The sequence below is a fragment of the Micavibrio aeruginosavorus genome (genome assembly GCF_051245535.1).
Taxonomy (GTDB): domain Bacteria; phylum Pseudomonadota; class Alphaproteobacteria; order Micavibrionales; family Micavibrionaceae; genus Micavibrio; species Micavibrio aeruginosavorus_D.
The window spans coordinates 2,374,968-2,388,345 of the sequence record NZ_CP195303.1; the positions used below are offsets into that span (position 1 = coordinate 2,374,968).

General features: G+C 52.0%; 14 protein-coding genes, 1 tRNA gene and 1 other RNA gene. 7 read left to right on the forward strand and 9 right to left on the reverse strand.

Annotation, left to right across the window (positions count from 1 at the left end; genetic code table 11):
- The first annotated feature begins 12 nt into the window (after window positions 1-12).
- A complete protein-coding gene (gene phhA, locus ACSC94_RS11315) occupies window positions 13-909 on the forward strand; it encodes a phenylalanine 4-monooxygenase (RefSeq protein ID WP_435640946.1) in 897 nt (298 codons plus the stop codon).
- Window positions 910-927: 18 nt separating this feature from the next.
- Here phhA and ACSC94_RS11320 read toward each other — a convergent pair whose 3' ends face one another.
- Window positions 928-2,205: a hypothetical protein gene (locus tag ACSC94_RS11320; RefSeq protein ID WP_435640947.1), complete on the reverse strand. Its 1,278-nt coding sequence runs from the start codon at window positions 2,203-2,205 to the stop codon at window positions 928-930.
- 204 nt (window positions 2,206-2,409) lie between these two features.
- On the opposite strand from ACSC94_RS11320, the gene ACSC94_RS11325 reads away from it, so the two are divergent.
- On the forward strand, window positions 2,410-3,741 hold the full coding sequence (locus ACSC94_RS11325; RefSeq protein ID WP_435640948.1) for an FAD/NAD(P)-binding protein: 1,332 nt from the start codon (window positions 2,410-2,412) through the stop codon (window positions 3,739-3,741).
- A 63-nt stretch (window positions 3,742-3,804) separates the two neighbouring features.
- Here the strand turns inward: ACSC94_RS11325 and ACSC94_RS11330 are convergent, their stop codons facing one another.
- Both ACSC94_RS11330 and ffs read right to left on the reverse strand, forming a co-directional pair.
- A complete protein-coding gene (locus ACSC94_RS11330; RefSeq protein WP_435640949.1) occupies window positions 3,805-4,011 on the reverse strand; it encodes a cold-shock protein in 207 nt (68 codons plus the stop codon).
- Between the two features lie 236 nt (window positions 4,012-4,247).
- An RNA gene (ffs, locus tag ACSC94_RS11335) (signal recognition particle sRNA small type) lies at window positions 4,248-4,342 on the reverse strand.
- 178 nt (window positions 4,343-4,520) lie between these two features.
- Between ffs and ACSC94_RS11340 the strand changes: the two genes are divergently transcribed.
- Window positions 4,521-4,595: transfer RNA gene (locus ACSC94_RS11340), tRNA-Thr, on the forward strand.
- 110 nt (window positions 4,596-4,705) lie between these two features.
- Here ACSC94_RS11340 and ACSC94_RS11345 read toward each other — a convergent pair.
- The 3 genes from ACSC94_RS11345 to ACSC94_RS11355 form a co-directional block, all read right to left on the reverse strand.
- On the reverse strand, window positions 4,706-6,397 hold the full coding sequence (locus ACSC94_RS11345; RefSeq protein WP_435640950.1) for a hypothetical protein: 1,692 nt from the start codon (window positions 6,395-6,397) through the stop codon (window positions 4,706-4,708).
- 19 nt (window positions 6,398-6,416) lie between these two features.
- Complete coding sequence (locus ACSC94_RS11350) at window positions 6,417-7,655, reverse strand: PDZ domain-containing protein (protein WP_435640951.1); 1,239 nt, start codon at window positions 7,653-7,655, stop codon at window positions 6,417-6,419.
- A gap of 259 nt (window positions 7,656-7,914) precedes the next feature.
- Window positions 7,915-8,298 carry a hypothetical protein gene (locus tag ACSC94_RS11355; RefSeq protein ID WP_435640952.1) on the reverse strand — a complete coding sequence of 128 codons (384 nt, stop codon included), beginning with the start codon at window positions 8,296-8,298 and terminating at the stop codon, window positions 7,915-7,917.
- Window positions 8,299-8,542: 244 nt separating this feature from the next.
- Here ACSC94_RS11355 and ACSC94_RS11360 point away from each other — a divergent pair, with 244 nt between their 5' ends.
- From ACSC94_RS11360 to ACSC94_RS11375, 4 genes are all read left to right on the forward strand, one after another.
- Window positions 8,543-9,124 (forward strand): hypothetical protein, encoded by a 582-nt coding sequence (locus tag ACSC94_RS11360; RefSeq protein ID WP_435640953.1) that lies wholly within the window; start codon window positions 8,543-8,545, stop codon window positions 9,122-9,124.
- 93 nt (window positions 9,125-9,217) lie between these two features.
- Window positions 9,218-9,958, forward strand: coding sequence for a helix-turn-helix transcriptional regulator (locus ACSC94_RS11365; RefSeq protein ID WP_435640954.1), 741 nt, complete (start codon window positions 9,218-9,220; stop codon window positions 9,956-9,958).
- Between the two features lie 29 nt (window positions 9,959-9,987).
- Window positions 9,988-10,725: a helix-turn-helix transcriptional regulator gene (locus ACSC94_RS11370; protein ID WP_435640955.1), complete on the forward strand. Its 738-nt coding sequence runs from the start codon at window positions 9,988-9,990 to the stop codon at window positions 10,723-10,725.
- 38 nt (window positions 10,726-10,763) lie between these two features.
- Window positions 10,764-11,069, forward strand: a complete 306-nt coding sequence (locus tag ACSC94_RS11375) for a hypothetical protein (RefSeq protein WP_435640956.1) — start codon at window positions 10,764-10,766, stop codon at window positions 11,067-11,069.
- Window positions 11,070-11,075: 6 nt separating this feature from the next.
- Here ACSC94_RS11375 and ACSC94_RS11380 read toward each other — a convergent pair whose 3' ends face one another.
- Genes ACSC94_RS11380 through ACSC94_RS11390 form a run of 3 tightly spaced genes read right to left on the reverse strand, consistent with a single transcriptional unit; the run spans window position 11,076 to window position 13,366 of the window.
- The gene (locus ACSC94_RS11380) at window positions 11,076-12,101 is read right to left on the reverse strand and encodes an Lnb N-terminal periplasmic domain-containing protein (protein ID WP_435640957.1); all 1,026 of its coding nucleotides are present in this window, start codon (window positions 12,099-12,101) and stop codon (window positions 11,076-11,078) included.
- Window positions 12,079-12,831: a hypothetical protein gene (locus ACSC94_RS11385; RefSeq protein WP_435640958.1), complete on the reverse strand. Its 753-nt coding sequence runs from the start codon at window positions 12,829-12,831 to the stop codon at window positions 12,079-12,081. Before ACSC94_RS11385 ends, ACSC94_RS11380 begins: the two co-directional genes overlap by 23 nt.
- Window positions 12,797-13,366, reverse strand: coding sequence for a hypothetical protein (locus ACSC94_RS11390; RefSeq protein ID WP_435640959.1), 570 nt, complete (start codon window positions 13,364-13,366; stop codon window positions 12,797-12,799). Before ACSC94_RS11390 ends, ACSC94_RS11385 begins: the two co-directional genes overlap by 35 nt.
- Window positions 13,367-13,378: the final 12 nt, after the last annotated feature.

Consider the following 13,378-nt stretch of genomic DNA (forward strand, 5'->3'; position numbering starts at 1 on the left):
GAGGCATAGAGCATGAGCGAATATGATTCAGGAAACCCGCTGGGGGCCGGTGTGGCCGCCGATGCGATGAAATATGTGATTGATCAGGGATGGGACAATTACACAGAGGAAGAACATGAAACATGGCGCTTGCTCTATGCGCGCCAACGCACATTGATGCCGGGCCGCGCCTGCAAGGAATTTTTGCAGAACATGGATGCGCTGGGCATTGGCGATCAGCAAATTCCGCGTTTTACCGAACTGAATAAAAAATTAAAGGCCCTGACCGGGTGGGAAATTGTCGCGGTTGAGGGGTTGATTCCCGACGCGCCTTTTTTCCAGCTTCTGGCGGATCGTAAATTCCCGGCTGGGTCGTTTATTCGTCGCCGCGACCAGATGGATTATCTGGAAGAACCCGACGTGTTCCACGACGTGTTCGGCCATGCGCCGATGTTGGCCCATCCGGTGTTTGCCGATTACATTCAGGCCTATGGTCAGGGTGGCCTGCGCGCGATGAATGAAGGGGTGATTACCAACCTGACGCGCCTGTACTGGTACACGGTTGAATTTGGCCTGATGAAAACGGATGAAGGTCTGCGCATCTATGGTGCGGGCATCCTGTCATCGCCCGGCGAAACCGTTTTTGCGGCGGACAGCGATTCCCCGAACAAAATCGGCTTTAACCTGAAACGGGTGATGCAGACGAAATACAAAATTGATGATTTCCAAACCAGCTATTTCGTCATTGATTCATTCGATGATCTGTTCAAACAGACCTATCAGGATTTTGGCCCGATCTATGCCGATTTGAAAGCCGCACCGATGAAATATGCGCCGGGTGATGTGTTGCCAGATGATGTGGTCTTGCAACGGGGCACGGGCGTGTATGCCGCCGAAGCCGCCGAGCGCAAGAAACAGGCGCAGGGATAAAGCATTGAGGTGAGGGAATTACTGTCCGCCGGACAGCAATTCGCCATCCTGAACCGTATCGTGACCATGCTCAATCGGCGTGGTCACGTTTGTTTTGGGGGTGGCCGTTGTTGTGCCCGCTGTTGTACCCGTTGTTGTGCTGGGGGCCGGGGCCGACAGGGTGGATGGTGGCGGAACGTGCGCGGCCGGTGTTGTTGCGGTTGGTTCCGGTGTTGTAACGGCAGCCGGGGCTGTTGCCGTCGCCGTCGCCGTCGCCGTCGTTGTCGCTGGGGCTGTGCCTGCGGCGGGCGCTGTTGCGGCGGCCTGTGGCGCAGCGGTTTCCGTTTTTACGGGTTCCGCCGTTGCCGGGGTCGGTGTTGTGGCGATCGGGGCGGCGGCCGGTTCTGCCTTCGGTTCTGCGGCCTTTACAGGTTCAGGTGTTTCTTGCGGCGCTACTTTCGGCGCGGCCTTGCGGATCGTGCCCTGATGTTTCAAATCAATCACGGCGCGGTAATGGGCCGCGTTGGCATCCGGCGCGATCATGCTTTTGTCCGTAATGGCCACATCCTGACGCAGGACGAGGACCAGACGGGTGCCATCCGTGCCGTTATCCATGGCTTGCGTCGACCATGACTTGATCGCGGGGGATGACGATGTGCCGCTTTTCGCTGCGGTCCATTTCATGCCTGGCAGTTCGACCAGCAATAAGTCTTCGCTGTTATCCAGATCGGTGGTGAATTTCACCGATGACCCGGCATCCAGAACCAGACGGGTCTTGCCCGTATGTTCACCAATGCGCAGGGCGCTGATTACCGGGCCGGACGGCGCGGCAATTTTGCTTTGTACGGGCGCGGTTGTTTTAACGGCGGGTTCATCCATCACCGGAGACGGTTTGCTGACCACAGGGGTGGCGGTGGCCGTCGGGACGGGTGTGGGTTCATTTACAATCGGCGACAGGCTTTGCGGCGCGGCGGTTCCGGCGGCCATGATCGGCGCGGGCGGCGGCACTTGATCCTGCGGTGTTAAATTCGTGGCCGCGGCAACCGTTGTCGATGGGTGCAGCGCGTTCATGTCACGGTGCAGGTCAACAATCGCGGCTTCGGCGCGTTTGATGCGGGCCATTGGGTCTTGAATATCGTCGGCGAACAAAGCTTCAGGGCTGACATTCATGCCGCGCGCCGGTTGCATATCGGGCTGCATATCAGGGGACGCTTCGGTCATGGTCATCGGGCAAATCTGATTTGCGGTGCGCACCACGCCTGTTTCTTCCGCATCCGACCCGCCGCACGCCGACAGCGTCAGCGCGCACACCATCATGGCTGTGCTGCAAAAAAGACGGTTTAGAGTGGGGCGAGGGACCCGAAAAAACGACATGGACATTGAAATCCGAGCAGAAGGAGCAGAATGAAAAACGCGGAAGGGGGCCAGTGATTCGGCCCTGTCTATAAGAGTACGGGCGCGGGCTTGTCTTCGTCAATAGCCAGGCGTTATCATCCCGGGCAAAGGACCGGGTCTGATACCATGCAAAAACAATCTCATATCGGCATTATTGGCGGCGGCGCGGCGGCGGTGGCTTTGGCGGCCCATCTGGCGCGGGCCGCGGCCCAGACGGGTATAGCGGCCCCGTCCATCACCATTTTCGATCCGGCGGATGTGATTGGGCTGGGTGTGGCCTATGCCACCCGTGACCCGGCGCATGTGCTGAACGTTCCGGCGGCGGGGATGAGCCTGTGGCCCGACCAGCCCAATGATTTTCTCGATTGGCTGAACACCAATCCCGGCTGGCGCGTGCTGGATTCGTCCTTCGAGGATATGGCGGTGACGCCGTACAGTTTTATGCCGCGCATGGTCTATGGCGCGTATCTGCGGGACCATCTGGCCCGGGTCAATGTGACCCACCAACGAGCCATGGTGACCAATGTGGTGCCACAGGATGCGGGCCTTGCCGTGTCCTATGGGGATCAGACGCAGGTCTTTGATGCCGTCGTGCTGGCCTGTGGCAATGTGGCCCCGGTGCGGGTGCCAGGAATGGACGTGGAACCGCCTGCCATCCCACTTTATGGCCTGCGCCCCAATGATACGCCCCCCGATTTCACCGGAGAGAATGTGATGATTCTGGGGACTGGGTTGAGCATGGTGGATGCCGTTCTGACCCTCGACCGTATTGGCTATGACGGGCAGATCATGGCGGTGTCACGCCATGGCCTGCTGCCCCAGCCCCATGCGCCCCAGATGTTGACGCCGCGTCCGCCCTTTGTGGCGGTCGAGGCCTTGCCCGCGACGGCGCGCGCGATGATGCGGGCGCTGCGCCGCGCCGCGCGGGATGGGGAATGGCGCACGGCCGTGGATTCCTTGCGCCCCTTCAGCAACACAATCTGGCGCGGGCTTTCGCTGTCTGAACGGGCGCGGTTGCGCCGGGTGTTGCCCTATTGGGCGGTGCATCGCCATCGCATGGCGCCGCACGTGGCCCTGCGTCTGCAGGACTTGATGGGCGCGGGCCGTTTATCCATCCACCATGGCCGGGCGGATTATGTGCGCGGCGATGGCAATAACGGCGTCATTGTCGGTGTGGGTGGGGTGGATCACGCGTGTGACGCGGTGATTTCCGCGCTGGGGTACCGCTCCGATCCCTTCGCGCCGGGCAGCTTGAGCGCCACATTGGTTGAAACGGGCGTCTTAAATGTGGATGGCCCGGCGATTCGGATTTACGACGATGCGTCCCTGCGCCTGCACGCGCACGCGCCGCTTTATGGGTTGGGTCCGGTTCTGGGGGCGGCCTTTATCGAAACCACCGCCATGCCTGATATTCGGCAACAGGCGGCGGCCATTGCCGCGACTCTTCTGGCGCAATAAAACGAGCCCAATAAAAAACGACCCGCTTCAATCAGCGGGCCGCTTTCATGAATGTATGGAGACTTAGTCTGCCAGCTGGATGTTCCCGGCTGCGGTTTTGCCGCGGCTGGTGACCAGTTCGTAGTTCAGTTTCTGGCCTTCTTTCAAGCCGCGAATGCCGGCTTGTTCCAGAGCGGTGATGTGAATGAACACGTCGCTTCCGCCATCGTCGGGCTGAATGAAACCAAATCCTTTTGTGGTGTTGAACCATTTGACGGTCCCGGTGGCCATAGTCGTCTCCTTTATTCAATGAAAAGCACGTGTGTATAAACGGATCCATGCCGCGGCCGGCGGAATGATTCCGGGGTTTTGAATGCCTCGAACCCGGTCCGTACAATACCGTTAAAATGCACCCCTCGCAAGGGAATCGTAAGGGTTGCGGACGCATGAAAACAACCCGCATCCCACGCATGGGCGCATGGCAGGTGGATACAGAGGGTGAAGGTGAATATTACGAAAAAGAATTAAGTGGAAGGCCGAACGCGACCCGGCAAATTTCGTTACGGCTGCTGCCTCTCGGCCCTGACCGGATTGGCGAACTGTCCGCCCGCGCCGACCTTCCGGGGGTTGATATAGGCCCTCGCGCCTGTAAATGCAATATAGGAAGGGGTTTAGGATGTGTTATTTTCCAGATTACGCAAGGAGTCTTGCCCCGCACCCCAGAATTTCCCCTCTGCGCCCTTGCGCTCCATAGCGGGAATGCGCTATAGGCATCCGGTCTGTTTTCTTACAAACAGTACGCCGCTGTAGCTCAGGGGTAGAGCAGGTCATTCGTAATGACAAGGTCGGGGGTTCAATTCCCTTCAGCGGCACCATTATTTTCACGAAACCTCAACTCGACGCGCAACCGCTAATCTGCCCGCCGTGTATTGTTTGCAGGCTATCTGTGTGCACTCCAGATATAAGAGCATTTATAGAGAATGGCTCAGGGCTCAGATATAACATTCCCTGTTTCTTCTGAAATAACAGTAGAATGTCCGGGATTTCCCTTTGGCAAAGCCACGCCTTTACCCAGTACGAATTTTGTTGAATACCCCCCATAAAGGCCCGAAGGAAAATATGGGATGCTCTTTACAATCTTGAAAACATTTGCCGTTTCAAATTGAATTTGGGAAGAGGCCGTGTTGTTCATTTGAATATTCTCAACGCCATCCACGCCCATCACCGTCACAGAAGGTAGCCCCTTCCCCGTTATCCGGACACCCACAGAGCCACGCCCGCTCTCTGGAACAATTGCGCCATCATGGGCCAGTTTGGCCATGCCTGCCCATTTAGGCAACACGTCATAGCGGACAACAGGACCATCGGAGACAACATCAGCCGCCTTCAAATCAATCAATCCACCAGGCATATATCGAAGATGCTTTGCCCAAAGATTTTTCTCAAATCCGTCAGGGGCTTGCTTTTGTTGATCTTCCAATTTGGCTGATATATCGGAATTAATCCGATCGCCAAAGATATGTAATCCAGTCACGCCATACGTGGAGAAAAATAAGTCAGGGGAGCGGCCTAAAAGTTTTTTAAGCACATTTAAAGTGGTTTCCTTTTTTCTATTGTCTTGGCTGTCGTATCCTGTGTGCAATCCGCAATCTCGGGCCCGCTGGAACGTCACCTTATTCTGTGATACTCCAGTTACGCCTGCATTGATGTAGTTCCCGCCAATGTCATTGTTGTCTGTTCCCTCCGGCATTGATCGGCCAGCCAAAATAATGCGCTCTACACGATCTGTATCGCCCGTTAACTGCCAAATGACTGGCGAAAACGCCGATGTGACGATGTATAGTTTCTCTGAACCCTTATCAATTTGAACGGGGATCACATTTGTTTCTGCGGTCTGTCCTGCTACAGAGACGGTAGAAACGGTGTTGCCTTCATAAACGCCAATGAAGATAATTTTTTCATCGGTCTGGGGTTTGGGTAAGGAGCAATTTGATGATATCTTTCTTGACGTTTCAGCTTGAGCGTTGGCCTCTTTTCGCATATCTGCAATCTCTGTCTCTGACAATATTCCATCTGCATTGACGTCTAAAGTGCGAAACGCTTTTTCGGCCATTGTCGCGAGTTCAAGAATCGATAGCTTTCCATCCTTGTTGGGATCTAACGCCAAAACCTCAGCCAATTCAAGCGATGTGCCAGAGCCGCCGCCACTCTCTTTATTCTCTTTTATTGTCGACATTTCATCTGTCATAATAACAGAATCATTGTCGATGTCGGTGGCCATAATCTGATCAGTTTTTCTGTCTATATGTTTTTCATTCCTTGCTGTTAGCGAGGATACAACCTCATTACGGGTCACTTTCCCGTCAAAGTCAGTGTCGTAAGTCATAATTTTTTGCACTTGTCTTCGACGCAGCTCGTTATTCTGCTTTTCTTTCAATGCGTTTATATCGTCAGGGGTTAATGAAGTTTTGTCCTGCGCACCTTGGCGAATTATACCGAGCACTTGAGCAATATATTGCTCGTGATATTGCGATGTCATCAGCCTGCGTGACAGCGGGGCGGGAATGTCAGAAAATGAGGCGTAAGCATTCGCTGATGCGGCCTCTTCGGAATGCGCGACGCTGCACAAGGAGCATAGCACGAGCGCCCCCATCAATATGACATTTTTTACCTGCATAAAATTCTCCTGCTTTAAATCATTCCTCTAGCGAGATAACGCTCCGAATTAAGGCTGTGTCCCTTACGGTAGAAAGGGTTCCTGAGGGCATATAGTGAAGAGTGACGGATGTCCCCGGAGGGCCACGAAGGGCCTCTACAACTTGCTGGCGGCTCATGTCATGGACAGGGCGTTGGTCGATCTTGACGATCATATCGCCGGAATATAGCCCACCTTTTTCAGCGGGGGTATTGGGTAAGATTTCTGTGATATGCAGCCCGTCTTTCGTCTTTCTAAATTTAATTCCCACGCCCCCAAAAGTTTTTTCTGCAGGAAGATCGTTATATCTGTTTTCTTTGGAAAATGCAGATGGTTTGGCCATCTTGTCATCACGCAGATTCTGGGCAAGACGGTTTTTCATCTCTTTCTCGAGATAATTATTTTCACAAGATTCTTTAACAGAAGCGGGAATTGTAGCGGTCATTTTGACCCGTCTTATCTCCCCTTCATTATCCTTTGCTTTCCACACGGAAAAGCCACTCGCTTCGCTCTCTTTTGTCCAATCAAGGCAACCATCCAAAAGAACGCTATCCATCTGAGCATCGCCGCGTATAGTCATCGTGTCCTGAGTCATTGCAGCGAGGCCGGGCGCTGTCACAAAAACAACATTTGCGAGGCTGTTCTCAAATCGGTAACCGTTTATGCCCTGATAAAAAAGGCCATTCACAATAAAGTTCCCGGATTCGCGGACAGATATAAACGGCCCAAATTCGTTAATTCCTCCGGTTATGCTCCACCCTTCATTTAAAAGAGTTTCATGCTCGGTCAAAAAATTCGTGACCTTTTTCTGCCAATCAGCTCCGCTGTAATATGAGAAGGGCTTGGGTTTTCCAATGTTTTCGGAAGAATTTGATTTTAATAGAGTGTCGACAAAATTTTCAACCTTCGCGTGGAGATTCTTATTCTCTGTTGTTGCCGCCTGAACCGTCTTTATATCTTCAAATGCCTGACTGATCTTTCGTTCTTTGTCTCGCATTCCTTCATTTAGTGAATCATATTTTCTTTGGTTATTTTCAGACTGGCGCTGAATGTCCTTTTCTAAAGCCAAAATAGATTCTTGAATGGCATCAATGCTCTTTTCTTGTTTTTTTTCTTCCAGAAAATTAAAGAAAACGCCCGCTGCCAGTCCAAAAACTAAGACAGCGCACGCCAGGCTCTGAATGATTTTTCCGGTCTTGTGTTCTGTTTTTAACTTTTTTTCAGCCATTCCCGCAGGCATGTTATGGTTCCTTTTGAGGTAAAGCATAACGAACCAGTCATTGTTGCATACAGATCGTTAAATGATACTTATTATCCATGGTTGTGCAAGGAGGGCTCCACGTTCAGTGAATACGATATGAGCGCTTGTGTGAAAATTATGTGAAATTCATGCGCGTCTGCATATCCGCAGATGCTGAGGCTTATAACTCAGTGGCCTGCTGCTTATTTCTTCTGGATTCTGGGGCTGCCTTGCTCGGTGGTGCTAACCTCTCCATGAATTAAGTTCTCTTACACGTAATCACGCCGGTTACGCCGCCATGTTCTTCCATGGCTGTTAGGAGAATCTGGCCGTCTTTGCGGCTGATTGTATAGGTGCCTTTAATGGTCTGGGCGCCGTCACTGAGGAGGCCGTTTTCAAGTGTTGTAATGATCTCTTTGTTTTCGAGCGGGTCGATCCTGATCGTAAACGCGACATGGTCGTCGTCTATCGCGGTAAGCGAGCCGCTGTGTAATACGCCGTACTCATCTGTGCCCGTGATGGAGCCGTTTTCAATGGTATGGTGCGCGCCCACGGTCTTTTGTGAATATACGCCCTTGCCGTGGCCCTTCACGGACACTTGGTAATGCCCGTCCAGTTCTTTTATATCCATGTCATGCGCCATTTTTATCGCGCTATTCTGTTTAAGGTTAACACGTTCAAAGGGGGCGATACAGAGAACAATTTGGGCCGTGAAATAAGGCTGCGCGCTTTATTTACGAAAGATTTTGTGTCTATCCAGATTGATTAAAAATTTAAATATATTTGTAGGATGTCCTAATTTTTCCTGGTTCCTTGACATTTGCAATCCGCGGAAAACCTTAGTTAGAGGGGGCTTTGACTTCACTCTAAAGGGATGAGGTGCCGTTATGATACGTGTTCAAAAAGCAGGGAATGATGATCCTGTTATGGTGCATGAGGCGGTGGGTGTCTTCAGCAATACCGATGACCTGCAAGCTGCCATGGATGACCTGCAATCACATGGTTTTATGCGTCATGAATTAAGTGTTCTGGCTGATCAGGAAAAAATAAAAGCCAAGATCGGGCGGAAATACCGCGATGTCCGTGAACTGGAAGATGATCCGTCCGCGCCGCGCACGACCTTCTTGCCCGATGAAACGGTTGGTGAAATTGAGGGGGCGTTTATCGCCATCCCCATGTATCTGGCCGTGATTGCATCGACCTGGATCGTCGTGGCCGAGGGCGGAACGTTGGCGCATGCCGTCGTGGCCGCCATTGCGTCCGGGGCGATCGGTGCCATTATCGGCATTATGATGGCGCGTGGTTTTTCCGAACGGCGTGATCAAGATCTGCGGGATAAAATCCGCAAGGGTGGGTTGCCGTTGTGGGTCCATCTGCGCGCCCCGGAGCAGGAAAATACGGCGGCCGAGATCATGAGAAAGCATGCAGCGCGAGATGTGCATATTCATGATGTGCCATTGTATGGGTAAAGAATAACACAATCCGTTGTCTTACTTTTGTTTTTTAAAAAAACCCCGCTATGATGGCGGGGTTTTTTTATGTGTGTCGGGGCGTAAATAATTATGACTGTCGGGTTGGATAATTATTTTTTTGAAGATTATCTGAGAGAGGCCAATCGAGCCGCCTCTACGGATGAACTTTTCTCTGTGCTGATGGGGGCTGTTGGCCGGCATGGATTTAATAGTGCCTTGTTTGCTCTTATTACAGATCACGATGATATCGGACAGAAAGCTGATTTTGGCATTGTGCGGAGTTATTCTGAAAGTTGGATGGATTATTATTTTGAAAAAGGATACGGAAACATTGATCCTGTGACGCTGAGCATCAGTACACAAAGTGAAATTTTTTGCTGGGACGATCTGCCGCGATTGATGCGAATGACAAAGGATCAGCATGTTCTGTTGAAACAGGCGGATGATGCGGGATTGCGTAATGGCGTGGCCGTTCCTTTGCGAGGCGTGGGCAACCAGCTTGCGGCACTGGGCTTTGCAACAGCAGAGAAAAAGGACGCTTGTGACGGTGATCTGGATATAATTTCAGCCTATGCCAATCATTTTTATGTCGCATATAAGCGTCTGCACAGACAGGAAAAGCAATTGGCGACCGTTGTTCTAACGGCCAAGGAGCGTGAGGTTTTAACGTGGGCCGCTTCGGGGAAAACGGACGCAGAAATTGCCGTTATTCTCAATCTCAGTCGCAATACCATTGATACGCATATGCGGAAGATTTTTAAAAAATTGGACGCAAATAGTCGCGTTCTTGCATCCGTGAAGGCGATTTCAATGGGGCTAATTCATATTTGATCTGCGTTTGAATTGTTGGGGGCGTTGCGATGGTTGGGCTAAATAATTATTTTTTTGAAGATTACCTGAGGGCCGCCAATCAAGCAGATACCGTGGATGCCTTATTCTCAGTTTTGATGAAAGCTGTGGGAAGGCATGGTTTTAACCGCGCTGTTTTTGGCATGATGACGGATCATTTGGATATTGATAAAAAGGCCGGTTTTGGTATTGCCTACAGCTACCCTGACGATTGGGTTCAATATTATAATGAAAAAAAACTGCAATATATTGATCCGGTTATGACGCTTGGATCTGTGCGGTCGGAATCGTTTTTGTGGTCAGATCTGGACAGATTGGTAAGTTTAACCAAGACCCAAAAGCAGTTTTTATTGTTGGCAGAGGACGCCGGTTTGAGAAATGGCCTGTGTGCGCCATTTCACGGCCCTCACAATCAAATCGCCGGGATTGGTCTGGCGACCACTGAAAAAAAAGATGCGTTTGATGGGAATGTCGATTTGGTGACGGCATATTGCAGTCATTTTTATGTTGCCTACAAACGGTTGATGCGCCGGGATTCTGCGGTCGAGCATATTGTGCTTACGAATAAGGAAAGTGAAGTCTTGACATGGGCCGCCGCGGGAAAGACAGATGCGGAAATTGCGGTCATTCTGAACATAAGTCACAACACCGTTGACACGCATATGCGAAAAATTTTTCAAAAGCTCGGAGCGAATAGCCGCGTCCTTGCCGCGGTGAAGGCCATTTCGCTTGGTTTGATAAGTGTTTGATTTAAAATAATTTAATGCCCCCATCACGGATCTTCGTGATGCCTGATTTTTCCTGTCCATCCTATACTCGTTTTATGAGTTTGAACTGCGTAGGCGAGGAAGCGATGAAAAAGGTAAAGCAGGTGAAAGATAAAGAAATGGAAACCAAGGGGTACGACTACGACAAAATCAAAGGGATCGTGGATTCCTTGCAGTATTTAAAGGAAGAAGCGCGCAATTGCGGAAATGAGGATGTCGAAATCCTGATTCAGTCCATGTTCAATATTATGATCACGACCTATTGCATGCTTTTGCGCGAGCGTTTGCCGCGGCAGGTTTTTGATCTGGCGCCGACGACGAGTTAGGCGAGCTTATTCAGCCCGTATCCGCCGCGAATAGCCGTCAGCGCCGTTAATCTTGCGGGCTTTTGCGGTGATGGCGGCGGCGGATTTTATGTCGGTCAAGGTGGCCCCTTCGGGGGCGTTGAGCCCGCCGCGTTCGTGCATATATTCAGGCAGATAACCGGACAGGATCACGCGCGGGTCCATGTGCAGACCCGGTACGATGGCTTGGGCCATGCTGAACACAATGGTTGTGCAGTTGGCGGTCAGCGTGTTGTAAAATTGCGGGGCCTTGCGCAGGGTGTTGCCCGTGTTCAGGTACGAGAGGAACAGGGCCTTCATCGATTCGGGTTTGGCCTTGATGGAATAACGGTACACGTCTTCACCGCGGACATTGGTGCGCAGATAGATGATGTCGCGTTCGTCCGCGGCAATCAGGGCCAGTTCGTATTCCTTGAAAAATCCAGCCAGATTGGAATAGACCTCGCCCTCTTCCTTGCGAATTTCAACGGAAAAGACCAGATGGTCGCCGTTTGCGAAGCCAAAGCTGACCAGCGTGTGGGCAATGGCGGGCATGCCCCAATACGATAAGAACAAATCAACCGATGTGATGGTGTCGATGTCGTAGGTGCGTTGGTCCCATTTGGCATCATAATCATCCAAACTGCGCCATGTGAAATTGCGCACGTCTTTGATCGTGACCATATTGCCGTCGATATCGGCGGCCAGAATGTTGGCAACCTCCGGCATCCAGTATCGATAATTTTGCGGCTTGATCGCTGTCCACCACATCACGGCCAATGCCATGGCCAGCATAAAGGCCCCGGTGGCCAGCGGGCGGCGCCATGTGAACAACGCGTAGTAGAGTGTCGCAACGACATAAGCAGCCCACAGCCCGGCGGCCAGCCAACTGCCATCCCCCAAGCCGAACAATCCCTGCCCCGGCGCACGATACCACAGCGCCAAGCCCACAAAGATGGATGGGATCAGGATCACAAGGCTCAGGCCAAGGGCACGCAGAACCGCGATGATTTTACTTTTTCTGCTTGGTTGCATATTCAGTCCAGTTGCATCGTTCTGTAATCAGCGGGTTCATGTGGCTGCGGTCCAGGCCATTGGTGATCAGGGCCGAAACCCGGTCGTCATCCAGATAACCAACATGCGCCTCCAGTGGGTTGGCCAATTCGGTTACGCCAAACAAGTCTTTGGGTTGGGCCACGTTGATATCGACATTGACGATTTCCGGGCAAAAGCGGCTGTCGATATATTTATCGGCATAATCCGGAGGGATGGGGTAGCTGAGAATATCGTTCGGGTCGTTAAACGCCACAATGCGCACTTTGCCGATCAGGCGTTCGTTGTAATGCGCACCATCGGGCATGCAATACTCTCCCGTCACGCCTGTGATCGTCGGTTGTTTCTGCCCGACCTGCAACAAGGGCAATTGATTGGCTAGCATGAAGACCGTGATGGTTTCGTTTTGTAATGTGGCGTTCAGGCCGTCGAGCTTTTTGCATTCTTCACAATGTTCGCGGTCGGCGGCAAAGCGGTTGAGCGTATCGATCGTAATGCGACTGCCCAGGCTGTGCGTGACGATAAAGAAATCGTCCTGTTTGATGTTGTTGGCGATTTTATTGTCATACACATCGCAATAATGCGCGCCTGCGTCGGGCAAATCATCCCATGTGCTCTTGAACGACCAGCAGACGGATTGACCAATCGACTTATCAATTAATCCCTTCTTCTCGCCCTCATAGACCAGAAGATCCGGAACCGTTGCGTTCATGAATTTTTTTCAGGGTTTTATTCAATCCGGCCCGGCGATAGGTGTAGGCCTCGGAATCATCAAAAGCGATGACTTCTTTGTCCGCATCACCAATGCTGGACCATGTCAGTTCATAGAACAGCAATTCGCGGTTATTCGCGCTGGAAAAATGGCGGGAGATGCGCAGGATGCCGGCGCCATCGCCATCTTTCTCTGCGCTGCTCATGGTGATTTCCTTGATGGTGGGGTCCATGCTGTCCAGCCCCAGGGCGCCGATCAGTTTGTCACGGAACCGCGCGGAATAGCCGGGCAGGTGTTTGCTGATGCCGTGAACCATCAGAACCTTGGTGACGCCAGGTGCGTTTTCGGTGGCTTTTTGTGCGACGCTGTTTTCAACCCCTGCAAAGGCCGGGCCGCCAATTTCGCAGATGCGCGTATCTTCCGTTTTTCCTTTGTCTTCCATGATGGCCTCGGTGACACCCTTGGCGATGGAGCTGCACCCGGTGAGGGGCAGTGTCAGGGAACATAAAGCCAGACAAAGGAAAAGCTTTTTCATGGTTTCTACCGT

Bases quoted from the DNA above. Each gene is read 5' to 3' on its own strand.
- ACSC94_RS11345 (WP_435640950.1), bottom strand. From the start codon at position 6,397: ATGCAGGTAAAAAATGTCATATTGATGGGGGCGCTCGTGCTATGCTCC.
- ACSC94_RS11375 (WP_435640956.1), top strand. From the start codon at position 10,764: ATGCCTGATTTTTCCTGTCCATCCTATACTCGTTTTATGAGTTTGAAC.
- ACSC94_RS11325 (WP_435640948.1), top strand. From the start codon at position 2,410: ATGCAAAAACAATCTCATATCGGCATTATTGGCGGCGGCGCGGCGGCG.
- ACSC94_RS11370 (WP_435640955.1), top strand. From the start codon at position 9,988: ATGGTTGGGCTAAATAATTATTTTTTTGAAGATTACCTGAGGGCCGCC.
- ACSC94_RS11350 (WP_435640951.1), bottom strand. From the start codon at position 7,655: ATGCCTGCGGGAATGGCTGAAAAAAAGTTAAAAACAGAACACAAGACC.
- ACSC94_RS11330 (WP_435640949.1), bottom strand. From the start codon at position 4,011: ATGGCCACCGGGACCGTCAAATGGTTCAACACCACAAAAGGATTTGGT.
- ACSC94_RS11355 (WP_435640952.1), bottom strand. From the start codon at position 8,298: ATGGCGCATGACATGGATATAAAAGAACTGGACGGGCATTACCAAGTG.
- phhA (WP_435640946.1), top strand. From the start codon at position 13: ATGAGCGAATATGATTCAGGAAACCCGCTGGGGGCCGGTGTGGCCGCC.
- ACSC94_RS11385 (WP_435640958.1), bottom strand. From the start codon at position 12,831: ATGAACGCAACGGTTCCGGATCTTCTGGTCTATGAGGGCGAGAAGAAG.
- ACSC94_RS11360 (WP_435640953.1), top strand. From the start codon at position 8,543: ATGATACGTGTTCAAAAAGCAGGGAATGATGATCCTGTTATGGTGCAT.
- ACSC94_RS11380 (WP_435640957.1), bottom strand. From the start codon at position 12,101: ATGCAACCAAGCAGAAAAAGTAAAATCATCGCGGTTCTGCGTGCCCTT.
- ACSC94_RS11365 (WP_435640954.1), top strand. From the start codon at position 9,218: ATGACTGTCGGGTTGGATAATTATTTTTTTGAAGATTATCTGAGAGAG.
- ACSC94_RS11390 (WP_435640959.1), bottom strand. From the start codon at position 13,366: ATGAAAAAGCTTTTCCTTTGTCTGGCTTTATGTTCCCTGACACTGCCC.
- ACSC94_RS11320 (WP_435640947.1), bottom strand. From the start codon at position 2,205: ATGATGGTGTGCGCGCTGACGCTGTCGGCGTGCGGCGGGTCGGATGCG.